Here is a 22,769-nt window from a genome sequence, read left to right on the forward strand (position 1 = left end):
TGGCGGAATGGACGGGACTCGAACCCGCGACCCCCTGCGTGACAGGCAGGTATTCTAACCAACTGAACTACCACTCCAATCAACGACGTACTAAGTCAGTGCGTCAGAAGATGAGGGCGTATTATAGGTTAAGTTTTCATGAAATCAATAATTTATTTAAAAACAGTTCGTTAAGATTAAAAATATTATTAAATTGGAGATAACAGCCCTATTTTGTTCAAATTTTAAACGACTTGTTAGGCTTTTTATAAAATTTCATTCCTGGCAGGTAGCAGTTTTAGCTATTCTTTCTCGCGGCGCTTAGTTAAGTTATTAAGAAACTCACCATCCGCAGGTTCAATCGATGCTCAACAACAAAAAACGTGCTCTGATTAACCAAATCACTGACTTTGATATCAAGCTCATTCGTTTGTTTAAAACAGTGATTGAGTGCGGAAGCTACACGGCTGCTGAATCCATACTTGGCATTACAAAGTCGGCTATTTCTATTCAAATGAATGACCTTGAAAAACGCTTAGACATGAGACTTTGCCATCGTGGCCGTGGTGGCATCAGACTTACGGAAGAAGGCGAGGCCGTTCTAAATTTATCAGAAGTGCTATTGGCTTCGATTGAGCAGTTTAGAAGTGACGTGAATCAAATTAACAACGAGCTACGAGGTGACTTAAACATAGCGCTCGTTAATAACCTCGTTACGCAACCACAAATGCGTGTTACCCATGCACTAAAAGACCTGCGCAACCTTAGCGATAAGATTAACATCAACATCACCATGTCAACACCCAGTGATATTGAGAAAGGCGTAATTGATGGACGTTTCCACGTTGGTGCGGTCCCCTCAAATAACAAAGTATCAGGGCTGGACTATCACCCTCTGTATACTGAGCAATATTACTTATATTGCAGCAATGAACACCCTCTTTTTTCTTGCTCTAAACTCGATAAGGCTTTAATAGAGCAAAGCAATACCGTTATCACTGGGCACCGTATGACCACAGACGTTGCCTTGCTTTATCAGTCGTTAAATTGTTGTGCCACCGCATCGGATCACGAAGGCATTGCTTTTTTAATTCTCACTGGCACTTATATTGGCTTTTTGCCAGATCATTACGCAGAGTACTGGATAACAAAAGGCCGAATGAAAAAGTTACTGCCCAAAACCTATAAATTTAAATCTGAGATCAATCTGGTCACCAAACGTGTTGCGTTACACAATCAAATTTTAAATCAGTTTCTCGAATTTATACAAAATGAGCGTGCTTGACAGATACCCTGACGGATTGGTCGCTTTATTGACTGTCTTCAATCGGCAACGGGGCATCCGTTTTGACGGCACGAATGGCAAAGTTACTATGTATGTCTTTCACAAAGGGCAAGGTTTGGATGGTGCGAAGAATCGCCTCGTATTCTTTTAAATTGTGTACCACCACTTCCAAGCGATAATCCGATTGCCCAGACACCACAAAGCAGCTCAACACATTAGCCATGGCAATGATTGAGGTTTCAAATTGTAAACTGGTTTGATCTTTATGATTTTCCAGTGAAACATCCACGAACACGGTCATACCAAGCCCCACTTTCTCTCGATCGAGCGTCGCTCTATAACCTGTGATCACCTGCTCACGTTCCAACTTTTTGACACGTCTTAGACAGGGTGACGGCGACAAGTGAATGCGCTCCGACAACTCTACATTGGTAAGACGACCATCTTCTTGCAGTTGGCGTAAAATCGAAAAATCTACTTTATCCGTCATTTGGCATACTCAATCTATTAGTGTCTATAAATTAGCACATTATGCCTTTATGAACATAAAGCCTTACCAACATAGCAAGGACATGCCTCGCCTGTTTCCTGAATAATGATGGCTGACCGATGCGTATTGAAACGCTTTCTTACGCCATATTCCTCATTATTAAAGGTACGCTCAGATGGCTCAACTGCACGCTTCTACATCCTCCACGGTGCCCCAGTATCGACAGCTAGCGCAAGGAAATGCGTTTCAACTTGGCATCGGCTCTGCCCTAGCAACGGTTTTCATCTGGAGCGGTTTTTTACTGTCAATGCGAGCCGGCGCCATATCTGCGTTAACCACGTATGACCTAGCGCTGATGCGTTTTGTTTTACCTGCTCTCGTGTTGTTGCCTTGGATGATTCGAGATTGGTCGTGCGTCATGGCCACCTCTAAGTGGGTGTTAGCGGGCATCGTGATTGGTGCGGGGGTGCCGTTTTTTTACCTGAGTAGCATCGGTGCGTCTTTTGCTCCGGCTGCCCATTCAGGCCTGTTGATTCCAGGCACCTTCCCATTATTCGTCACCGGCATTGCCGTTTTAGTATTTAAAGAGCCCATTTCCAAACAGCGCTTAACGGGCCTAATCTGTATTGCCATCGGCGTCTTTAGCCTAGTTGCAGTTTCCCTGCTAGATGTTGGCAGTCAGGTTTGGAAAGGTGATCTTATTTTCTTGATGGCGTCGTTACTGTGGGCGCTTTACACCCTTTGCCTAAGACTGGCTGGGTTGCCCCCGCTGGCGATTACCGGTTTTTTATGTGCTGTTTCCAGCGCAGCTCTGTTGGTGCTCTATGGGTTGGGCTATGCCAATACAGGCTTAACAGAAACCCCCATCACCACGATCGCCATACAATTTACGATACAAGCGGTGTTTGTTGGCATTGTGGCAGGTTTCACCTATGGCTTTGCGATTAACCGCATTGGCGCGGAATTGAGTGCCGCGCTTGGCTCGTTAACACCGGTTGTAGTCGCCTTATTAGCCATTTTTGTTCTTCATGAGCCGTTTACGCTTTCCACCTTTTTAGGCTTGGGATTGGTCTGCGGCGGCGTATTACTGGCCAGTGGTTTTTCTTTTCGATCAGTCTTCTCTCAATAATAGGTAACGTTTATGTTTTTTAACGCTCTTAGCGCGGCAGCGCCGGACCCGATCATGGCATTGTCTTCTCTTTGCCAACAAGATGCTCGTCCATCCAAGTTAGATTTGGGGATTGGCGTTTACCGCAATGAAGCGGGCAATACGCCAATATTTGAAGCCGTCAAAATGGCTGAACAAACGCTTTTGCATCAGCAAGACTCAAAAGCCTACGTCGGAATGCAGGGCAATCTACGTTTTAACCAAGCCATGACCACGCTCATACTCGGCGATCAACAGCCTTATGATCGTGTGCGTACCTTACAAACCCCAGGAGCCAGCGGCGCCTTGCGCTTGCTTGCGGATCTTATTGCTCGAACACAGCCTCACGCCACGGTATGGCTAAGTGACCCTAGCTACACCAATCACGAGCCTATTTTCCGCGCAGCGGGTCTAAAGGTCCGTCACTACCCTTACTTTGACCTCGCCACCAAGCAGATCAACCATCATGCAATGATGTCTCAATTTGCGCAGCTGGACACAAGCGATGTTGTGCTGTTACATGGCTGTTGCCACAACCCAACGGGCGCAGATCTGACTTTTACCCAGTGGCAGCAGGTAACGGAGCTTGCTTTACACAGGGGCTTTCTACCCTTTATTGACATGGCCTACCAAGGATTTGGTCAAAGTCTTGTGCAAGATGCCAAAGGGGTGCGTTACCTAACGGAACACGTTCCTTCGTATCTATTAGCCAGCTCGTGCTCCAAGAATTTTGGTTTGTACAGAGAACGCGTTGGCGTGGCGATGGTCGCAGGTGAAACCGAGACCGTCAGCGATCACATGTTGTCTCAACTGATTTGCTTAGCACGCAACAGCTATACGATGTCGCCTGATCACGGCGCGGCCGTTGTCGCACACATACTCAATGACATAGCACTAAAAGATAACTGGCAAAACGAGCTCTACACGCTTAATCAACGTATTCGTCATACACGCAGCGCTCTGCGCCAAGCGTTAGAAACTCGTTTTGATAAAGACTTTCGTTTTATTGAACAACACCAAGGTATGTTCACAATGATGGGATTATCCGCTGATAGCATTAAACGTTTGCGCACAGAAAAAGCCATTTACCTACTCGACAACGGCCGACTCAACATTGCTGGGCTAACCTCTTCGCAGGTTGACCACTTTGCAGAAAGTTTGAGAAGCGTGACCGAAGAATAAATTCTAATCGTTAGCTAAATTCTTGATTTTTCTATACTTACTTTTTAACGTATCAGGACGCTAAATAATGCTAAGCTAATCACAGTTTTATCACTCAAAAGGAATGCCCATGTTGAAACGTAACCTAACCTTTGTTGTACTGCCTTTATTATTAACAGCGTGTGCGACATTGTCTGAACCTACGAGTGAAGCTCAGATTACACATCAAATTGCATCTGATACGGCTGTTGCATCACCGAAAACAACCGAACCAAAAGAATTGTCGCTAATTGATAAGATGAAACAAAACCAGCAACAATCCAAGCAAGAACAGTTTGAAACAGAGCAAGAGACCCATTCTCGTCAGGCACGATTCGAGCACAACCTAAAACAGCCCAAGCCAGTCGGCACACAAGTTTGCACATGGCAAAACAGCATTGGTCATGTTTCAGCGGTGGAAAAAGACCGCATCCAGATCAACGTTCATGGACGAGCGCCGGAAACCACCTATGGCGCCTTCTTTGGTGCCAACCCTACAAACCAAGACATTGAAAAACAAGAAGCAATGGTCTGGACCGACGGAGATGATTGGGCAGTGTGTGGCGGTAAATAGTACTTGGGGGCCTACATACAAATCATTTTAATGAGAAAAGCATGAACGGCTAACCTGATAATCGATTGACAAACAACACCACCTTAAAGCTGGGCTTTCCCCAAACACTGAAGCCGCTCGACAAGTCTAAGTTGTCTGAAAGCCGTTCATGCAACTCTTCACTGATTCCCGCATAATCTGACAAAGTGAAACTGTCCGGCGCCCAGATATGCAGTATTACATGAGTATTGTCTTGCATTCTTCGGATATGAGGCGGCCCTTGTAGCAAAGGAAAATCCGTTAGTTTCTCCAAGATACCGTCATAGCTGTCTGCCTCAATGACCGCGCCATGACCCATACCTCGGCCTGCAAGGGCTGATAGAAAGTGGGCAAAGTCGATCCGCGCCACCGCCTCACTGTCGATCAACGCCAGCAAGCCAGTGATCAATTCATTGATATAGTGATTGGCCGCATCAAGGGCATCGTTCAGTTTGACGTTATCGCCTAATGCCTGCTGCAACTTGGCATTTTCCAGTACAAAGGTCGCGCCTGCAGATTGTCGGCAGCGTTCAATCAGCGTATCCGCCAAGATAATCCGGCGCCGCCCTTCAAAAGCAAAGGGTCTTACTACAAAAGCTAAGGTAGGAATATTTTGCTGCTCGCAGATTTCTAACAACACCGGCGTCGCGCCAGTGCCTGTTCCCCCACCGCCACCACTGACGGTGATAACCAAGTCGAACCCTGCAATCATATTCTGCAATGCTTCGGTCGATTCACGGGCAGACTGCTCCCCAACATGAGGCATAGAGCCTGCGCCAAGCCCCCTCGTCAGAACCTCACCAATCGACACCTGCACAGGCGCTTGGGTCAAATTCAGTTCTCGTTGATCCGTATTAACCGCGGCCTGTTTCACCTTGTCCAAAATAGCCGTTTGCGCCATGACCTCCACAGCACTGCAGCCGCAGCCGCAGCCACCAATACCTACTAACAAAATGTTAGGCGCCCCATCTTCAGCAAGATCAAATACCACTTCTGAATGGTTTGTGTTCATAGCAACTCTCCTTGCTCTAACACCATCCAATCCTGGTCTGCACTGTGTGTTCCAAGCCACCAAGCTAGGAGTTCGGTATCATCTTGGCGTCGAGTACCATCACGACGAACGGCATGAATCACTTCCCAACGGCCTTTACCCAAACACTCAAATTCAATCACGCGTTCTTTAACGGGCTCGTCCACTCGATAGACATAGCGTTCACCGTTTCGAATCTGCTCAATAGTGCTTTGAATATGATCGTTCATATATCGTTGCTCGTTATGAAACATCTGCTCGGTTTCGATCGCTGTCAAAGGTGGCTCCGACACAAACGGTGGCATTGGGAAAAACACATCATTAGGTCTTGCCATTAGAGCGAAGCTATGAATATCAAAAATGCCCCCTCAAAATAGAGGTTCTGCGCATAAAATTCAGACAGTAGAGGGTTGTAGAATTCGCGAAATGGACTTGGCGACAACACAGCCATAAACATAGAGAATCTATATGCCTAATATTGGAATATTTTGGTATTTGAACGGAAACGTCATTGGTCGAAGCCGACCTTTTCAGGAAGGAGAATGCAGCCTACCAGGCCTGTGGGATACACCAGATAATCATATCGATATGGGAACATGCCCCCGATAGCATCCAACTGCCGAATGAACTGAGGCAGTTGGAATATCAGTCCATACCGAGAGGGAGAGTCCTATACAATAAAAGAAGCAGAACAGCCGAATCACTCGAAAGTACTGGTAAGCGGCGTATGAATAGCTTGGTGTACCACTGATGCCGAACCTAAAAAGGCATATCTTAACTAGGGCTAATAAAAACCAATATAATTTTAACTCTCCACAAAACTCTTAGTTTTTAAGTAGCCACAATAATCATGACACTATAGATAAAAACTCGCCAATAACCATTAACTCTTCTGAGTCGTCTGCGAGCTCAATATTTGAGTACCCAAATGACGACGTATCTGGTTTAAGAATTACTTTAATGTTCACTTGCTCATCATTATCAAAGCTCTTTAAGCTTTGATAGACCTTTATAGTAAAACTACCGCCATGATCTGGATCTTCGATACTTCGATGTTGAACTAAAACTACTTTACCGTTTCTCGATCCACCGGGGTTTGACTTGAACAAACACCACGATCCACTAGGAATTCTACGATTCATGGACTCACCGATTACTTGAGCAATAAACATACCTTCACTTGCACGAATATAATCAGGAAGCTCCACCCAATCGCTACTATCCGCTATCTGCGCATCACTGAATCCACCTGCAGCTGCTTGTATATCAAATACTGGAACGTGTGTCACATAAGGGTTTGCCTCATCAAACGCAACAATATTTAATGCAAGTCCATCAAACGGTGAAGCCATATTGTTTATCTCTCGCTCGGTTGAGCAAATTGCGCTGGCTTTAAGATAGTCTAAGGTTTCTTTATCAGTAGAGTATATAAAGCAGCCTTTTTGGCCGCGCGTCATTAAGGTTCTATATGTATTCTTTATGATTTCATCAGTCAGGCTTTTTGCAAGCTCTTTGTCTTTCTTGAGCATTGTTTTAAAACCTCTAATTGATCGATCATTAGACGATCGGTTCCTTGCATCAGTGACTACGATGCCATCTCGAATAACGAAATCATCACCTAAAATCACCCCAACGTAATCAAGTTCTAACCCCTGACAAGTATGTATACAACCAACCTGATCAACCGATTTTTCAGCAATTAACCAAAGGCTTCCATCGTCCGTTAAATTCCATTGTGCTTCGAAGTTAAACTCAGGAATTACTATGTCCATTGCAGACTTATCTTTCTTACTCTTCCAATCCCAGCAATACCCTGCAACCATTCGCGCTTTGTTGGACAACCTATTCTTCTCTAAAATTGCTGTACGCATAGCATTTGGGTCATCGAATACACGAACTTCATAGTCGATATCAACGAGTGTGGTGTTCGCTGTTTGACGTACTTGAAGGACGTTATCGACCCACGAAAGATAGCCATCAGAACCGTTACATCGAAACTGAGAGCTCAAATTCAACTCTGTCACGTTTGATGAAAGCATATCCGCCCATGATCGAATAGAATCATTGGTACCGATATCTTGAAGTGTTACTCGCTGATATTCATCGATGAAGAAAATGGACAGTCTCGATCCCGAAATGATCTCTTTAATTTGATTTTCGCCAAGATTTCCATATAAACCAGACTTTAAATTAAGACGGTGAGCCTCGTCGACAATAAGCGCATGAAATTGATCTTTCTCTACTTCAGTATAAGAACCAGAACCTTTAAACAGTTGGTCGATGTGCGTCTTTTTTTTAGTACCAGTCAACTTCTTTTTAAAAACTTCTCGAGGCGCTGCGTTTTTGGAAACATATTGCACTAGCATTTCACGATTTGTCATTTCTACAAGTAAGTTAATCGCAACAACAGATTTTCCTGTTCCTGGTCCACCGTTAACTATTAGTGTTTGCTTTTTGCCAGATTTAGCCTTATGAGCCAAATCAAGCGCAGTTTCATAGACTAGCTTTTGATCATCAATCATCAAAAATTCAGGGTTACCCTTAAGCATTGAAGCTAATGCATCCGCAAGGTTTTTAGAGGGCTTTATTACACCATGCTCTATACGGTACAAAATGTTGTCACTGTCGCCGTAACGGACATACTTTTTTAGAAAGCTAGCCAAACGTATGGCATCTTGTTTAATAAATACTGGCGCCTTATTGGTGTGTGCCTCATAAAATGGATCGTTGATTACATGACCAAAATCCATGTTATGAAGGTATGCACAAGGCTGCAACAGAATGGATTCTTTACGAACGGTTTCATTGTAATCTTGAATCAACGCACCATACGACCATGCTTGATAGGAAGGATGATTTGTTTCTTTCATCCCGTGCTGAAAACGGGTTTTAACGATGGCATCTTTATTTGTCTTCTCAACATTCTGCCATTGCTTTAGCTCTATTAGGACTGCCGTATCTCGTCGATCCTTGTCCTTCCCTGTAAGAATGAAATCTACTCGTCGATTGGTCATTGGTAAATTATACTCAATTGCGACACCAGCAGATGCAGGAATATCCTCGTCCCATAAGACTTGAGACATATATTGAAGCGAGTTCTCCCAAGATATTTTTTCATTTCTAGGGGAGTTACGGTTTAATTTTCGAAAAACCTCAGTCTCTACTTTGTCAGCAATTACGTTCGATCTGACGTCAGCTAAAAATTCGCGCTTAGTTCCCGAATATACAATCATTCGTAATATTATCCATGTACTGATAGTAGCACTATTTTGATACCTCAAAGCTAATATGAGCTTGGAGCCAGTTTCTCAGAAATCCCCCCCCCACTACTACGGACGATGTAGAGTACAGTTAGAGGTTATTGATTGAAGAAATAGCACTCCAACTATATTATCTTTATCAGTTCCTCGTATGCTTAGATTTCAGCAATAACCGACACACTTAGTAAAGTAGAATGAGGCCAAGTGGCCTATATGCTTTTGGTTCTAACACAATCCGCTAAGGTGCTCAAATGAACACCCCATTTAAGCAAATCATTCTATGTGAACGATACCAGATTGAAGGCTTAAAGAAACTAGGATTTTCCGCTCGAAAGATCGCTGACAAGAAGCTGGAGCCAAGCTCATTCCAAACCAAGTATATATTGACTAACGGCCAGCACACTTTGATGCGAAAGAAGGGATTGGACACTGGGAAGGAGATACAGTCTATGGTCAGGGTGCCATCTGGTTACAGTCAAAGAGCGTGTTTCAGAGACACTGCTCATGTGCCAAGCGAAGAATAAGACAAAGAAAGTGGTATATCAGGGGATCAAACGAGTGTTAAAACCCGCACATTCATTTACTAACCCTATATCTAACTAAACACTCACGCCAATCTAAACTCGCTCTTGCTTTGCCATAGGTTCGAAGCGCTGCTCCTCGCTATCTGATACGCCCAATCTGCTACAGCCATGGATTTCTCTTTATCGCACTCAACGTAGCTGGCAAGTTCCTCAGATATCATATTCGCGTGGTTGGCAAGATTGTTTTCTTCCCATTTGTACTTGTGTTCATAGCTGGCGAGGTAATCTCGTTTACTGTTGTTGCAAGCACGATCAGCCAATACAAAGTTGTGGCCAAGATCGAACGCGTATTTGGCAAATGGGATAAAGTGATCCACTTCGGCATGTTGCTCGAGCTTTTTGCCGCAGTAGAAGCAGGTATTTTTCTGTATCTCTTGAAGTAAAGGCTTGGCATAGGCTAAAGCCTTGCGGTCTTGACCAAATAGAAATTCCGGCAAGTTGGCCTGCGCACCTACAAGATATTGGTTGTGCTTGAAAGAAATGATTCTGTCGATCCAAGCGGCCCGTGCGAGGTAAGTGATCAGGTGATAAAACTCACGAAAATAGCCCGCGATGCCAGCATTTAGCTCAATATAATTCTGTTTTTTATCATGCGGATATAAAAAGCATTCTTCTTTTTTTGCCAATATCTGCAAACGCCACAGTGGGCCATTTTTGAGGGCTGTCTTTGCTACTCTATGCACGGTTCTATAATGAGGGCTTTTATATAGCTGATTGATGTTATACAACCCTGTTTGCTGGATGCTTTGTACCGCCGTGATAATAGCGATTTGCTTATGTGAATCACTGTTTTGGTGCAATTGCATTGTTTGGCTAGAACCACCAAACGGTCGGGCCTGGTTCCAATACAAACGAAGCATTTTGTCCGCTAAAACATCTAACTGAATAGGGAGTTTACTGTTTACAGTCACACTAGAACTTTCCACACAGACATCCGCAATCGCATGTAATAACGCATACTTGTATGTTGCGGTAAAATCGCCTTCCACCAACATCCGTTGAATGTAAGCAATAAACTCGATGGCCGTTTTCATCGTTAGACTACTCTTGCTTTTCAACGATTATGTTGAGCCACTGTTCGGACGAGCGGCCCTCTCTCTGGTCACCTGTTACCCACATATCTTTGACCTCAAACCCTTCCAAATACTGCCTGACCGTTTGTTCGGTCTGGTCACAAAAGAAGCGCCCTTTTTTAACACGCTCTTCATCACCATGCTTGAACGACATGTACAAAATGCCATTTTGCTTGAGTGCTTTACGTAATCGTGAAATTGCATCCATGAGTTCTACTTTGGGGACATGCAGTAAACTTGCACAGCACCAGATGCCATCATATAAATCAGACTCATTAAATGTTTGAAAGGTGAGCACGTCGACGTCGATATTCAGATAATTCGATGCGATTAGAGCAAGCTCAGAGCTCGCATCAAAAGCCGATATCTTATGCCCTATTGATTGAAAATACTTCGCATCGCGGCCACTGCCACAACCCGCATCGAGGATATGGCCATATGGTGGGATACAAGGGAGAAAACGCTGATACAACGCAGACATATCGACTGGTAGCGTGCTCTTAGCAAAGTCTTCTGCAAACGTGTCGTAATACAAGGTCGTGTTAGCTTTCAAATCCATGTAGCACCTTGAGCGAAAGGGAATGATATAAAATTGACATGACTACTATCTGTCACGACATCAGCCCCAACACTTCTCTCGCCTGCTGGTGAATATGCTCACGCCATACTTGCGGCTCCTGCACGTCAATCGCAGCCCCGTAGCCTTGTATCCACCAAAGCGTTTGTTGGTCATCTGGTACCGTGGCAGTCAGTTGATACCAGCCGTCTTCTTCTGGTTTCAAATTTTGGTCTTCGCTTAAAGGCGTTTCGGACAGTAACCAAGCGATTTCATTTTTCACACGCGCTTTGAGCTGTACATCGTCGATGGAGACTCTGTAATCAAATGCGCTTTGATTAAGATATTCGCTTAAGTTGAAGCCTTTTAGTGGGCGAAAATTTTTTTGGGAGCGCTCTGCCCTTTGGATTCTATGCAATGCAAATTGGCGTATGTCATCGTAGTCTTTTACGGTTGCTAAAAGGTAGCTGACACTATGACGAACAACGATGGCTTGCGGATGCAGTGTGTAGTCTTTGGGTTCATTATGTTTACGGCTTAGGTAGGTTACGTCAATGGCGTACTCTTCTAACGCCGCTTCGGATACAGCGTCCCAAATACCCTGTTTAACTTGAGCAGGAAGTAAAGCTTTACCATTCGGGATGGCTTTGACGCGATTAGCCCAGCCAGAGTAGTGATTCTTAGGTAGCGCGTTTAAGTATTGTTGGGCCGCTTTGAATTGAGGCGCAATCTGATCTACAGCGATTTGCGGCAGTAAACCAGATAAATACTCATGCGCCAGTACTAACGTTAAGGCTGTTGGTGTATCCAGCCCAAGCTTTGAATCATTAAAGCTAGCTGACAAATTCCAACGGTGCTCGCCATCACCTTCTATACAATTAAGCGGTAAATGGTCCATCATGTCTTTAAGATCACGCTGAACTGTACGCAGGTTGACCACAAAACCTTTTTCTTCTAATTTTCGATGAATGGCTGAAGTGGCTCTGTAACTAGGCTTTTTGGGGATGATTTTCAGCATCGCGAGCGTGCGAAATAAGGTGCCGTGTTTTTTACCCATGTTTGTGTCCTTACATACTTCCTTCTTGACGAAAACCTTACCATAAACCCAATCAGGTAATCGCCTGTTTTATACCAAGCATTGGTTCTCTAAACGGCATTCAATAGCCAATATGCTAAGATGGCATTTTATCTCAACTCTGGGAGCCTTCATGTTACGTCGACTTATTATGGCCTTGGCACTGATCCCCCTTGCAGGGACATCCTTTGCAGCGGAGCATATCGTTAAAATGGTCAATCAAAATGATTGGGGGACGATGGCCTTTGAGCCAAGTTTTTTACACGTCGAGGTGGGTGATACGGTGACGTTTGAGCCAACAGACTATGGTCATAATGCGGTCACGATTAATTATATGGTACCAAGAGGGGCGAACCGTTACCGCGGTAAAATCAACAAGCCCATTACGATGGAGATTAATAAGTCAGGCTTTTATGGCATTGAATGTTCACCGCATTTGACCATGGGCATGGTGATGATTATTCAAGCAGGGGACGGTGATATAACAGAGTTTGAGATCCCTAAGACCTTACCCAAACAGGCCAAGCTGCGCTTCCATGCCATTAAAGACTATGCAATGTCGCAGCATTAGTCGAAGGACAATCAAAAGGTCAATGCACCCATACTTTAAAAGAGAAAGCTCAGCGGCCCTTAAGCTGAGCTTTCTCTTGTGTTATTAATCTCCTAAGACCGTTCCCTCGCGTCGAGGGTCGGCACCACCAAAGAGCTTACCCTCTTCAATCATAATACCCTGTAGTCCAGAATTAAGGTCTCGCAAAGACACTTGGTAGCCCATTGCCTCTAAGTCTTTAGCGAGCACTTCTGCAGAGGTTCCCTGTTCAATATCAAAGGTACCAAAACGGTTTAGCATATTCGGTAACGAGATCGCTTCTTGGATATCCATGCCCCACTCTAAATGCGCTATCAGTGCTTTGGAGACGTAACCAATAATGCGACTGCCGCCCGGAGAACCGACCACTAAGTACGGTTTATCGTCTTTCATCACGATAGTGGGCGCCATGGATGAACGCGGACGCTTACCCGGCTCCAGACGGTTGGCAATTGGGTAACCTTGCCTGTAAGAGGCAAATGAAAAGTCTGTTAGTTCATTATTCAGCAGGAATCCATTACTCATCACTCGGGAGCCAAAACCGTTTTCAATGGTCGTTGTAACGGACAAGGCATTTCCCTCTGCGTCGACAATAGAAATGTGGCTGGTGCTCGGGAATTCGATGGACTGATCGTCTGCCAAAGTAATGGCATTTTGCCAGTCAGGCTCGCCTGCTGACACCGTTTCTAAGGCTTTACCGGGGGTGATTAGCTTCGCTCGGCTGGCAAGATACTGTTCATCCAGCAAGCCCTTTGGCATGGGCACAAAGTCGGTATCGGCTATGTAGCGACCGCGATCAGCAAACGCTAGGCGTGAGGCATCACCAATGATTTGCCAAGCGGTTGGTGATTCAGGCCCCATGGCCGCTAGGTCAAAATGCTGAGTCATACCTAAGATTTGACCCACCGTTAATGCCCCCGAACTCGGCGGTCCCATGCCACAAATATCAAATTGCTTATAAGGCAAACATGTGGCATCGCGCTCCTTGATTTTATAAGTCATAAAATCTTCTAAGGCCAACACGCCGGGATTGTCTGATGTCGAGCGCACAGCGGTTACGATGTCTTGTGCAATGTCACCCTGATAAAAAGCATCCGCCCCTGACTTGGCAATGCTCGTCAGCGTTTTGGCATAGGCTGGATTTTTAAGCCGTGTTCCCTCTTGCAGAGGTGCGCCATTAGCATCTAAGAAATACGCGGCGGTATCAGGAAAGCGCGACAGAGATTCTTTAGTGTTAGCGATGGCACCAGCAAGTCTAGGCGAGACGTCAAAGCCATCTTGTGCCAACGCAATCGCAGGCTCAAACAGAGCTTTCCAAGACAGTTGCCCACCTTGCTCATGCAGCGTTTGCATTAAGGCCACGGTGCCGGGTGTACCCACTGAGCGCCCACCAATCACAGCATCATAAAACTTAAACGTCGTACCATCTTGGTGTTGAAATAATTCAGGTGTGGCTGCTTGAGGGGCGGTTTCACGACCATCAAAAGTTGTTAGTTTTTGAGAGTTAGCATCGTAATACACGGCAAACGCCCCGCCTCCGAGCCCAGAAGACTGTGGCTCTACCAGCCCTAATACCGCTTGCACTGCGACATAGGCGTCTAATGCCGAGCCGCCCTTTTTCAAGATGGCATAACCCGCTTCTACCGCTTTAGGGTTGGCAGCCGCCACCATGAATTGCTTTGCTTCCACTAACTGCTTTTGCTGTATTTCCCCTGCCATTTCCGGCGCCACAGCATCGGCTGTTTGCTGGGCCGCAAACGCCATTTGCGCAGAGACTAAAGACATTGATAACACTAAAGATTTGAATACAAAACGCATAGATACATTCCTTATATAACGATTGTAACGGCGGGTATTACCCGTTTTCTTAATGCTAGGTTTTCGATTTTTCTATGAAGGGGCTTTCGTATTGATCACGTTATTTTTAAAAATCTAACAAAAGCTGTCGTACTTCGCCTTCTGAACGCAACATAACACTGAGGCCCAGCAACCGAATTTCGCGACCGTTTTGACGTGTTAAAACCTCTTTCAGTAGATCATGAAAGTAAGTCAGATCCAAGCCGCTGTGCACATGCTCAATGGTCGTCTGCTGAAAGTCGGCAAATTTGACCTTAATACCTTGCTTGCTGATCAATCTGTCGGGCGATACTTTTCCTAAGCGCTCAAACAACTCTGGAAACAGCTTTTGCTCAATGATCTGCCAGCACTCATCAAAGCTGGAAATATTATGAGAAAACGTTCGTTCCACCCCTACAGACTTGCGTTGACGGTGAGGGGTGACTTCACGGCGATCAATGCCATGGCTTCGATTCCAAAGTGAGTGACCTAAGCGCCCAAATTTACGCGTTAGCTCAAGATAATCACTATTGCGAATATCTGCACAGACATAAAGCCCTGCTTCATGCAGTTTCTGTAGACTTACTTTGCCAACACCAGGAATTTTCTCTAGGGGAAGCGTATTAATGACATCTTGCATCTCTCTGGGCGTAATCACGAACTGACCATCGGGCTTGTTCATATCCGATGCAACTTTGGCAAGAAACTTTATCGGTGCGACACCAGCCGATGCAGTGAGATTCAGTTCAGTACGAATGTCATTGCGAATGGCCTCAGCAATGAGAGTTGCGGACCCTTGTAAATGAGTGCTGTCCGTAACATCTAAATACGCCTCGTCTAGGGACAAGGGTTCTATCAGATCGGTGTAGCGTGCAAAGATTGCTCGCACTTTTTGGGAGATATCTCGATACACCTGCATTCTGCCAGGCACAACGGTAAGATGAGGACAGAGCTTCTTAGCCCAAGCGGTCGACATTGCGGAATGAACACCGAATGTCCGTGCTTCATAGTTACAGGTACTGATAACACCACGACGCTTTTCGCTGCCACCTACCGCTAATGGAATTTTACGGTAGCGTGGCTCATCTCGCATTTCGACCGACGCGTAGAAAGCATCCATATCAATATGGATAATTTTCCTTTGGATTAAGTCATCGTCTTGCATTCTTAATACTGTTCAAATAAACAGTATTTATACAGATATTCTTGAACTTGTCCAGCGCCTAAAACACTTTACCCATGACTACTTAATACATAAGCTCAAATAAAATCTTTGCTCCTTTCGTTTTACAGATATAAGCAACAATTATTATCCAAATGTAACAACACTTCGCTTATGCTCTTATACAATCGCGCTAGACTGAACATAACTGAAGGCCAAAGTGAGGTTTTAGCGATAGTGTTTTTGACACAATCGACTTTGGTTCTTAGGTGTCCTTAGCCGTCATCCTGTGATCTAGCCAAGCTGCATCGTGATAAGTAAGTTAGAGTGAATGATGCCTTACGATATACTTAACAAACGTTAAGGAGAGAAGCCTCATCAACTTAGGCCTGCTAATCAGCGGCATAATGCTGATCAGTTTAAATTGTGAACGAGGAGAAGATAATGAATGATCGCTTTAACGTTGGAGACATTGTCAGATACTGTGAAAATGGCCCAAAATTAGTCGTAGAAAGTCTATCTTCGTATCCAGAGCATTACCGTTGTATATGGTTTGATGACTTCAATCGCCTACAGATCAACTCTTTTATACCAGAGACTCTTACCTTCATTGAAGCGATTAAATGCGATGAAGAAGCGCTGCACAAAGGTGAAAAAGTCAAATTAGTCTGGGGCGGACCAAAATTGATCATCGAGGCTACCAATGATGACGGAGATACTTATGTATGTTCATGGTTTGATGATCACAAGGAGTTTCATCGATCGGATATAAAGAGAGACGTTTTAAGACGTCTTGATACGTTAAGAAAACACCGTATTGACGATTTTTAGTACAGACAACGGCCATTGATTGTCTGATCGAACTTATTTCTCAAACCGCTTTTAGGTTTTGGATGTTTTATTGCTTGGCAATAAAGCCAGACACGGTCAAATCAACGTATCCGTTCGGCACTCCCCTCTATAACCTACCTTTGATGAATAGTTAAATATCGCTTAACTAAGCAGATGCCTTATATTTTTTCTTTTTCTAGCACATAAAAAAACCCCTATGATAATCATAGGGGTTTTCATTGAGCGGCCTAAAAAAGAATCAAATGTTAAGCTACTGTCGCACGTGCGCGGGCGTGTTTGTCTTCTAAATCCGTATTGTCCGTTTTAAGGATTTCAACATTGAACTCAACATCTAGGTATTCACTGTCAAAGCCATGTGCGTTGTCATTCTTTGGTGTTGCGTCAACAACCAATTCATCACGAGTCGCAAAAGCGAAGTCATCATAAGTGTATGCATCACCCGCCAAGTTAATCTGTGTTGTTAGATGCTTGTAACCTGGTTTAGATACAAAGTAGTGAATGTGAGCAGGACGGTTACCATGACGGCCAAGGCTCTGAAGCACTTTAATTGTGTTACCTTCCGGCGGCACGCCGTAGCCGTTTGGCACGATGCTGCGAGCACGGTAGCAACCGTCTGCATCCGTAATCACTCGACGACGTAGGTTGAATTCACTTTGTGTTGGATCAAAGTAAGAGTAACCACCTTTAGAGTCAGCATGCCATAGGTCAACAACTGCACCGGCTACAGGGTTACCATCTTCATCAAGTATTTTACCGTGGAGCCACATGCCTTGACCTGGAGATTGACCATCGTCCATGCGTGTTTCGCCTTCTGAGATAGGCGCATTTTCGACATATAGAGGGCCTTCGATAGTACGTGGTGTACCACCTGCTAGGCCTGCTGCTTCATCTTTAGCGTCTTCGCGAATATCTAGGAAATGATCAAAACCTAAACCTGGTGCAAGCAAAACAGCTTCTTTCGTTGTGCCAAGGTCATTTAGATAATGTACACCTTCCCAAAACTCATCAGGTGTAATGTCTAGGTCATCAATCATTTTGTAAATATCAGATACTAGGCGATAAACAATTTCTTTCATTCGCGGGTTACCTTGGTCTTTGTCCAAACCTGCCACTTTTTTCAATAACGTTTGTACTGCTTCTGTTTGAATTGTTTTAACAGTCATCTTAATCTCTCCGATTAGAGTGCCGTTAGAGCACTATTATTAAGTTTTATTTTTGTTTTAATACGTTAGAGTTACTTTATAGACGATGGGTGTTGGCATAGAGCCGTTACTTCCATCGTCATAAAAGGGTACAAAGGCAAACCTGTGAGGACTTCATGCAAATGAGCATTATCTTTCACATCAAATATACTCACATTCGAATACTGTCCGACGACACGCCATAAATGCACCCAAATCCCAGCTTTTTGTAATTCTTGTGAATAATTCTTCTCTTTCAATTTGATTGCGTCAGCTTCTTCGGACGGAAGGTCTTTAGGAATATTCACTGTCATTTCGACTTTATAAAGCATGTTCATTTCCTCATAATTGTTTGCGTTGGTGTCGTGTTATTTGCGTCGATAAAGCGCAAGCTTCTGTTCGTCAATTTCAATCCCTAAACCGGGTAAATCAGGAACATCTACACCATTTTTGTGGTAGCGAAGCGGCTGCTTGATGATGTCATCTTGTAAAAGAAGAGGGCCAAACATTTCACTACCCCAATGCAATTTCGGTAAAGTAGACCAAGCATGGATTGAAACCGCTGTGCCGATAGAACCCTCTAAAAGAGTGCCCCCGTATACTTCCAATCCCGAAGCCAAGGAAACCGTCGCAGCCTGAAGTGCTTCGATTGGTCCGCCTGACTTGGCAATTTTTAGAGCGATCGAGCCGCTAAAGCCTCGATGTGCTAATTGATATACGTCTGATGCATCAGCCACCCCTTCATCGGCCAAAATGGGGATATTAAATTTTTGCGACAGTCGCGCTAAAGCATCCCAATCTTTTGCAGGAGTGGGCTGTTCAACTAAATCCACACCCGCCTCTTGTAATGCTGCCATTCCTTTAGTTGCAGTGGATTCATCCCATGCTTGATTCACGTCGACTCGAACACTTGCGCTATTGCCTAACGCTGCTTTGATAGCCGCCACATGGGCAACATCATCATTGACATGTCGAGAACCGATTTTAAGTTTGAAATCACAGTGTCGGCCGCTTGAGATCAGCTCTTTGGCTTCTGCAATGTCTTTGTCTGTGTCGCCCGAAGCCAATACCCATAAACACGGGATATGTTGGTGAATAGCGCCGCCTAATAAAGTAGAAACAGGAACGTTTAAGTGTTTACCCTGTAAATCCAGAAGTGCGGTTTGAAGCGCAGACTTGGCAATCATATTGCCACGTACGGACATATTGATGCGCTGGATAAGCGATTTAATACTGTGTAGCGGCTGATCAATCAGTAAAGGAGCGAGATAAGTATCGATGTTCGTTTTGATGCTTTCTGGACTTTCTGGGCCATATGCCAATCCGCCAATCGTGGTGCCCTCACCTAAACCTTCACGGCCTTGATCATCCCTAACACGGACAATCACCATGGTTTGAACAGCCATAGATGTCATGGATAATTTGTGAGGTCGGATCGTAGGAATATCCACAAGCATTGTTTCAATGTGAGCAATTTTCGATGTCATGCTAAGTGTGTCCGTTTATTGTTTTTACTTACGATAGACCTCGGTAAAACTGCGTACAAATATCAAATTAGTTGTGCGAGATACCTTTTAAGTATTGCCGGTTTTTTTAATTTGCTTACTAAGTAAAGAACTTGATTCAATGCCAGTGTTTATGACACTTAGCGAGCTATTTGGTGTGATACAACCTTTCCAAGCCCCTCTGAAAACCATAAAAGCCCACATCGGTTAAATTTGACCTATATCAAATTCTGCTACTTTTTCACAACTAAATGACATAACAGTTTTATTGAGATCGCTCCGTCTCACATACCAACTCAACTTCAAAAGTGAGTCTTTTAGGAACGTTGAGGCTAAATTAATACATTTAGACGATACTGCGGGAAGGCGTCGAGTAAAGTTTGTAGGAATGGTAGGGAATGTTTTAATTCAATATACCAATCATGATTAGGTACGCTTGAAACACTCACCGTTTGAAAAACCACTTACTCTAAGACTGAGCATCATTGGTTTCGGTTAAACCCTGATGGTTAAATTACATCCTGCTGTAGCGTGGCAGAGGATATTAAGAAAAGACGTTAAAGTGGAATATCGCAGGTTATTTAAGCATTTAATGAGTAAGCCTGTTGAAACAGCTTAGGGTGTCTAGTCCTTATACAAAAAAGAAAGTGCCTCTTAGCAAGGCACTCTTTATCTTCAAAACTAGGCCCCAGCAGCCGTTTCAATAAGACTTTTACCGATTGAAGGTTCAAACTCGTCCCATATTGGAGACATAGTATTCACCCATTCAGCGCGCTGTTCAGGTGTTAATATATTAATTTTGCCTCCAGCATCAAGAATGTTTTCGCGATTCGCAGCATCCTTCTCTTTCACTAACTTGTTAGCCGATTGGTTGGCTCTTTCAGCCAGTGCTAAAAATTGCTTTCGGTCTTCATCTGACAAGCTGTTTAAAAAGTCATTCGACGTGACAAACAAATACGCTAACACCTGATGATTGGTTTCAGTAATACTGTCTTGCACTTCATAGAATTTCTTGGTGTAGATATTCGACCACGTATTTTCTTGCCCATCGACTACACCTGTTTGTAAGGCACCATAGACTTCAGAGAAAGCCATAACTTGAGGCGAAGCCCCCATCGCTCTGATCATTTCTTTGGCAATGGTTGATGACTGAACACGTATTTTTAACCCTTCGGCGTCGCTTGGAACAATCAAGGGTTTATTGGCAGAAAAATATTTCATACCTGACATCCAATATCCTAACCCCACAAAGCCTGCCGATTCTTCCATCACGTTAAGTAAATCTTTAGCATCTGGCGTTTTAGTAAAACGGATAATCTAATCAAGATCTTTAAACAAGAAAGGTAAATCAAAGACTGCATATTTGTCTGTGTATGCGCCAAATTTAGCAAGAGACGGTGCTAGCAATTGAACATCACCTAGCAGTAGAGCTTCGAGCTCTTTTGAGTCCCCAAATAAAGTCGAGTTAGGGAACCTGTGATTAAGTCCCTAGCATGAGATAATCCTCACCTTCATGATTTGAGGAATATTCGATGGATCATCAGCTTACCTTCGCCGACAGTGAATACTGTTCTAAGCGTCGCCAAACCCGAAAAGAAATCTTTCTAGGGCGTATGGAGTTGCTGATTCCTTGGCAGAGGCAGGAGTCGGTGATCGAGCCTCATTACCCTAAGGCAGGTAACGGCCGCCGCCCATATCCACTGACAACGATGCTACTTATTCATTGTATGCAGCAGTGGTACAGTATGAGCGATCCAGCAATGGAGGATGCTCTTTACGAAATTGCATCTATGCGCCTGTTTGCAGGTCTATCACTGGACAAGCCGATTCCCGATCACTCTACCATTCTAAAGTTTCATCACCTTCTGGAGCGTCATGGCTTGGCCAGAAAGGTCTTTTCTGAAGTCAGCAACTGGCTGACTGAAGCAGGAGTACTAATCAAAGAGGGTACGCTGATGGACGCCACAATCATCGAAGCGCCCAGTTCAACCAAAAACAAAGCGGGTGAGCGTGACCCCGAGATGCATCAAGCAAAAAAAGGCAATCAATGGCACTTTGGCTTGAAAGCCCATATCGGTGTCGATGCTCAAACGGGTCTGACACACACGTTTACAACAACTGCGGCCAATGAACACGATCTAAATCAGGCAAAGCATTTATTGCACGGTGACGAAGATTTTGTCTTCGCGGATGCGGGCTACCGCGGAGCAGAAAAGCGAGAAGAGTTAAAAGATGTAGCCGTTGATTGGCACATTGCAGAGCAGCCTGGAAAGGTAAGGACGCTGAAGAAGCATCCGAGGATTAATAAAATGGCTATCAATATCGAATACATGAAGGCCAGTATTCGTGCCAAGGTTGAACATCCGTTCCGCATCATCAAGTGCCAGTTTGGTTTTACCAAAGCACGTTACCGAGGTTTGATGAAGAACGACTGTAAGCTGGCTATGTTGTTTGCTCTGGCGAATATTGCTCGCGTGGATCAGATGCTTCGAGCGTAAGATAGATCCGTCTGCAAGCCTGAAAAAGGCGTGCAGGTGGTCAAAAAACAAACAAATAATAGCGGTTAAGCGGCCGAAAGGCTTTGATAATAGATACTGCGAAATAGACAGGACTTAATCACAGGTTCCCTAGTGTCTGTGCTGCATAAGTTTTATGACTGGCTGATTGATGAACAAATTTTGGAAATTAACGCTGCCGCTGGGATCACAGCAAAAAAGGTTGGCGGTAAGAAAGGTAAACGAACTAGGGTGCTAAACGATAACGAGATCAGGATACTTTGGCGCTATTTGCACGAGTCAAAAATCACTGAGAAGAACCGCATCTACATAAAATTGCTTCTGCTATTGGGCGGTCGCAAGGGCGAACTCATTCAAGCTGAAAAGCATCACTTTGACTTGCAATCTGCAATGTGGACAGTGCCCATAGAGATCCGCAAACAAGGTGAGAAAATAGGAGCGCCGATCATGCGGCCATTAATCAAACCAGCTATCGAGCTGATTGAACTGGCGATGCAGATGAGTAAATCAACTTACTTGTTTCCTGCTAACGGACAAGAAGAACTTGCCACAAATGGCTTTGATACCACTATTCCTAACAATGTGAAAATCTGGGCTCGCAGGTCGCTTGGTATTGAGATGGAACATTGGTCTATGCATGATCTTCGCAGAACGATGCGAACACGAATGTCGGCCATCACGACGCAAGAAGTTGCCGAGTTGATGATTGGCCACAGCAAAAAAGGGTTGGATGCTATCTACAACCAATATCAGTACCTGGATGAAATGCGTCATACTTACGACGTTTGGTATCAACAGCTAGAGACCATCATCGAGCCGACAGGCTTTCCATTCAACTGGCGTTTCGGACAGTAAAA

General features: G+C 44.4%; 20 protein-coding genes, 1 tRNA gene and 1 pseudogene. 8 read left to right on the forward strand and 14 right to left on the reverse strand.

Going from position 1 to position 22,769, the window contains the following annotated elements:
- A tRNA-Asp gene (locus AYW75_RS17325) sits at positions 1–77 on the reverse strand.
- Between the two features lie 266 nt (positions 78–343).
- On the opposite strand from AYW75_RS17325, the gene AYW75_RS17330 reads away from it, so the two are divergent.
- The gene (locus tag AYW75_RS17330) at positions 344–1,264 is read left to right on the forward strand and encodes a LysR family transcriptional regulator (RefSeq protein WP_067102209.1); all 921 of its coding nucleotides are present in this window, start codon (positions 344–346) and stop codon (positions 1,262–1,264) included.
- A gap of 25 nt (positions 1,265–1,289) precedes the next feature.
- On the opposite strand, the gene AYW75_RS17335 is transcribed toward AYW75_RS17330, so the two are convergent.
- On the reverse strand, positions 1,290–1,754 hold the full coding sequence (locus AYW75_RS17335) for an Lrp/AsnC family transcriptional regulator (RefSeq protein ID WP_067102211.1): 465 nt from the start codon (positions 1,752–1,754) through the stop codon (positions 1,290–1,292).
- Positions 1,755–1,929: 175 nt separating this feature from the next.
- Here AYW75_RS17335 and AYW75_RS17340 point away from each other — a divergent pair, with 175 nt between their 5' ends.
- From AYW75_RS17340 to AYW75_RS17350, 3 genes are all read left to right on the forward strand, one after another.
- Positions 1,930–2,883 (forward strand): DMT family transporter, encoded by a 954-nt coding sequence (locus tag AYW75_RS17340; protein WP_067102214.1) that lies wholly within the window; start codon positions 1,930–1,932, stop codon positions 2,881–2,883.
- A gap of 12 nt (positions 2,884–2,895) precedes the next feature.
- The gene (locus AYW75_RS17345; RefSeq protein WP_067102216.1) at positions 2,896–4,083 is read left to right on the forward strand and encodes an amino acid aminotransferase; all 1,188 of its coding nucleotides are present in this window, start codon (positions 2,896–2,898) and stop codon (positions 4,081–4,083) included.
- 109 nt (positions 4,084–4,192) lie between these two features.
- A complete protein-coding gene (locus AYW75_RS17350; protein WP_067102218.1) occupies positions 4,193–4,675 on the forward strand; it encodes a hypothetical protein in 483 nt (160 codons plus the stop codon).
- Positions 4,676–4,724: 49 nt separating this feature from the next.
- Here the strand turns inward: AYW75_RS17350 and AYW75_RS17355 are convergent, their stop codons facing one another.
- The 6 genes from AYW75_RS17355 to AYW75_RS17385 all read right to left on the reverse strand — a co-directional run bounded on the left by AYW75_RS17355 (position 4,725) and on the right by AYW75_RS17385 (position 12,253).
- Entirely contained in the window at positions 4,725–5,705 is a 981-nt protein-coding gene (locus AYW75_RS17355; RefSeq protein ID WP_067102220.1) for an FtsZ/tubulin family protein, read from the reverse strand.
- Complete coding sequence (locus AYW75_RS17360; protein ID WP_067102223.1) at positions 5,702–6,058, reverse strand: hypothetical protein; 357 nt, start codon at positions 6,056–6,058, stop codon at positions 5,702–5,704. The genes AYW75_RS17355 and AYW75_RS17360 overlap by 4 nt, the downstream gene beginning before the upstream one ends.
- A 513-nt stretch (positions 6,059–6,571) precedes the next feature.
- Positions 6,572–8,806, reverse strand: coding sequence for a DUF2075 domain-containing protein (locus AYW75_RS17365; protein ID WP_231886240.1), 2,235 nt, complete (start codon positions 8,804–8,806; stop codon positions 6,572–6,574).
- A gap of 784 nt (positions 8,807–9,590) precedes the next feature.
- A complete protein-coding gene (locus tag AYW75_RS17375) occupies positions 9,591–10,601 on the reverse strand; it encodes an HNH endonuclease (protein ID WP_067102229.1) in 1,011 nt (336 codons plus the stop codon).
- 7 nt (positions 10,602–10,608) lie between these two features.
- The gene (locus tag AYW75_RS17380; RefSeq protein ID WP_067102231.1) at positions 10,609–11,199 is read right to left on the reverse strand and encodes a class I SAM-dependent DNA methyltransferase; all 591 of its coding nucleotides are present in this window, start codon (positions 11,197–11,199) and stop codon (positions 10,609–10,611) included.
- 52 nt (positions 11,200–11,251) lie between these two features.
- Positions 11,252–12,253, reverse strand: coding sequence for a helix-turn-helix transcriptional regulator (locus AYW75_RS17385; protein ID WP_067102233.1), 1,002 nt, complete (start codon positions 12,251–12,253; stop codon positions 11,252–11,254).
- 151 nt (positions 12,254–12,404) lie between these two features.
- Here AYW75_RS17385 and AYW75_RS17390 point away from each other — a divergent pair, with 151 nt between their 5' ends.
- Positions 12,405–12,842, forward strand: a complete 438-nt coding sequence (locus AYW75_RS17390) for a pseudoazurin (protein WP_067102236.1) — start codon at positions 12,405–12,407, stop codon at positions 12,840–12,842.
- Positions 12,843–12,926: 84 nt separating this feature from the next.
- Here the strand turns inward: AYW75_RS17390 and ggt are convergent, their stop codons facing one another.
- Together ggt and dinB are read right to left on the reverse strand one after the other, a co-directional pair.
- Entirely contained in the window at positions 12,927–14,678 is a 1,752-nt protein-coding gene (gene ggt / locus AYW75_RS17395) for a gamma-glutamyltransferase (protein WP_067102239.1), read from the reverse strand.
- Positions 14,679–14,784: 106 nt separating this feature from the next.
- On the reverse strand, positions 14,785–15,861 hold the full coding sequence (gene dinB / locus AYW75_RS17400) for a DNA polymerase IV (protein ID WP_082856583.1): 1,077 nt from the start codon (positions 15,859–15,861) through the stop codon (positions 14,785–14,787).
- A gap of 441 nt (positions 15,862–16,302) precedes the next feature.
- Here dinB and AYW75_RS17405 point away from each other — a divergent pair, with 441 nt between their 5' ends.
- Positions 16,303–16,689: a DUF2158 domain-containing protein gene (locus tag AYW75_RS17405; protein WP_067102244.1), complete on the forward strand. Its 387-nt coding sequence runs from the start codon at positions 16,303–16,305 to the stop codon at positions 16,687–16,689.
- Between the two features lie 266 nt (positions 16,690–16,955).
- On the opposite strand, the gene catA is transcribed toward AYW75_RS17405, so the two are convergent.
- From catA to AYW75_RS17425, 4 genes and pseudogenes are all read right to left on the reverse strand, one after another.
- Complete coding sequence (catA, locus tag AYW75_RS17410; protein ID WP_067102247.1) at positions 16,956–17,873, reverse strand: catechol 1,2-dioxygenase; 918 nt, start codon at positions 17,871–17,873, stop codon at positions 16,956–16,958.
- A gap of 71 nt (positions 17,874–17,944) precedes the next feature.
- Positions 17,945–18,223 carry a muconolactone Delta-isomerase gene (gene catC, locus AYW75_RS17415; RefSeq protein WP_067102250.1) on the reverse strand — a complete coding sequence of 93 codons (279 nt, stop codon included), beginning with the start codon at positions 18,221–18,223 and terminating at the stop codon, positions 17,945–17,947.
- A 36-nt stretch (positions 18,224–18,259) separates the two neighbouring features.
- Positions 18,260–19,378 carry a muconate/chloromuconate family cycloisomerase gene (locus AYW75_RS17420; protein WP_067102254.1) on the reverse strand — a complete coding sequence of 373 codons (1,119 nt, stop codon included), beginning with the start codon at positions 19,376–19,378 and terminating at the stop codon, positions 18,260–18,262.
- 699 nt (positions 19,379–20,077) lie between these two features.
- A pseudogene (locus tag AYW75_RS17425) lies at positions 20,078–20,857 on the reverse strand (DctP family TRAP transporter solute-binding subunit); the annotation flags it as partial.
- 71 nt (positions 20,858–20,928) lie between these two features.
- Here AYW75_RS17425 and AYW75_RS17430 point away from each other — a divergent pair.
- Together AYW75_RS17430 and AYW75_RS17435 are read left to right on the forward strand one after the other, a co-directional pair.
- Positions 20,929–21,894, forward strand: coding sequence for an IS5 family transposase (locus tag AYW75_RS17430; RefSeq protein ID WP_067102257.1), 966 nt, complete (start codon positions 20,929–20,931; stop codon positions 21,892–21,894).
- Between the two features lie 132 nt (positions 21,895–22,026).
- Positions 22,027–22,767, forward strand: coding sequence for a tyrosine-type recombinase/integrase (locus AYW75_RS17435; protein ID WP_082856584.1), 741 nt, complete (start codon positions 22,027–22,029; stop codon positions 22,765–22,767).
- Positions 22,768–22,769: the final 2 nt, after the last annotated feature.

It is taken from the genome of Marinomonas atlantica, assembly GCF_001639725.1.
Taxonomy (GTDB): Bacteria; Pseudomonadota; Gammaproteobacteria; order Pseudomonadales; family Marinomonadaceae; genus Marinomonas; species Marinomonas atlantica.

Bases quoted from the DNA above. Each gene is read 5' to 3' on its own strand.
- AYW75_RS17330 (WP_067102209.1), top strand. From the start codon at position 344: ATGCTCAACAACAAAAAACGTGCTCTGATTAACCAAATCACTGACTTT.
- AYW75_RS17335 (WP_067102211.1), bottom strand. From the start codon at position 1,754: ATGACGGATAAAGTAGATTTTTCGATTTTACGCCAACTGCAAGAAGAT.
- AYW75_RS17340 (WP_067102214.1), top strand. From the start codon at position 1,930: ATGGCTCAACTGCACGCTTCTACATCCTCCACGGTGCCCCAGTATCGA.
- AYW75_RS17345 (WP_067102216.1), top strand. From the start codon at position 2,896: ATGTTTTTTAACGCTCTTAGCGCGGCAGCGCCGGACCCGATCATGGCA.
- AYW75_RS17350 (WP_067102218.1), top strand. From the start codon at position 4,193: ATGTTGAAACGTAACCTAACCTTTGTTGTACTGCCTTTATTATTAACA.
- AYW75_RS17355 (WP_067102220.1), bottom strand. From the start codon at position 5,705: ATGAACACAAACCATTCAGAAGTGGTATTTGATCTTGCTGAAGATGGG.
- AYW75_RS17360 (WP_067102223.1), bottom strand. From the start codon at position 6,058: ATGGCAAGACCTAATGATGTGTTTTTCCCAATGCCACCGTTTGTGTCG.
- AYW75_RS17365 (WP_231886240.1), bottom strand. From the start codon at position 8,806: ATGTCTCAAGTCTTATGGGACGAGGATATTCCTGCATCTGCTGGTGTC.
- AYW75_RS17375 (WP_067102229.1), bottom strand. From the start codon at position 10,601: ATGAAAACGGCCATCGAGTTTATTGCTTACATTCAACGGATGTTGGTG.
- AYW75_RS17380 (WP_067102231.1), bottom strand. From the start codon at position 11,199: ATGGATTTGAAAGCTAACACGACCTTGTATTACGACACGTTTGCAGAA.
- AYW75_RS17385 (WP_067102233.1), bottom strand. From the start codon at position 12,253: ATGGGTAAAAAACACGGCACCTTATTTCGCACGCTCGCGATGCTGAAA.
- AYW75_RS17390 (WP_067102236.1), top strand. From the start codon at position 12,405: ATGTTACGTCGACTTATTATGGCCTTGGCACTGATCCCCCTTGCAGGG.
- ggt (WP_067102239.1), bottom strand. From the start codon at position 14,678: ATGCGTTTTGTATTCAAATCTTTAGTGTTATCAATGTCTTTAGTCTCT.
- dinB (WP_082856583.1), bottom strand. From the start codon at position 15,861: ATGCAAGACGATGACTTAATCCAAAGGAAAATTATCCATATTGATATG.
- AYW75_RS17405 (WP_067102244.1), top strand. From the start codon at position 16,303: ATGAATGATCGCTTTAACGTTGGAGACATTGTCAGATACTGTGAAAAT.
- catA (WP_067102247.1), bottom strand. From the start codon at position 17,873: ATGACTGTTAAAACAATTCAAACAGAAGCAGTACAAACGTTATTGAAA.
- catC (WP_067102250.1), bottom strand. From the start codon at position 18,223: ATGCTTTATAAAGTCGAAATGACAGTGAATATTCCTAAAGACCTTCCG.
- AYW75_RS17420 (WP_067102254.1), bottom strand. From the start codon at position 19,378: ATGACATCGAAAATTGCTCACATTGAAACAATGCTTGTGGATATTCCT.
- AYW75_RS17430 (WP_067102257.1), top strand. From the start codon at position 20,929: ATGGATCATCAGCTTACCTTCGCCGACAGTGAATACTGTTCTAAGCGT.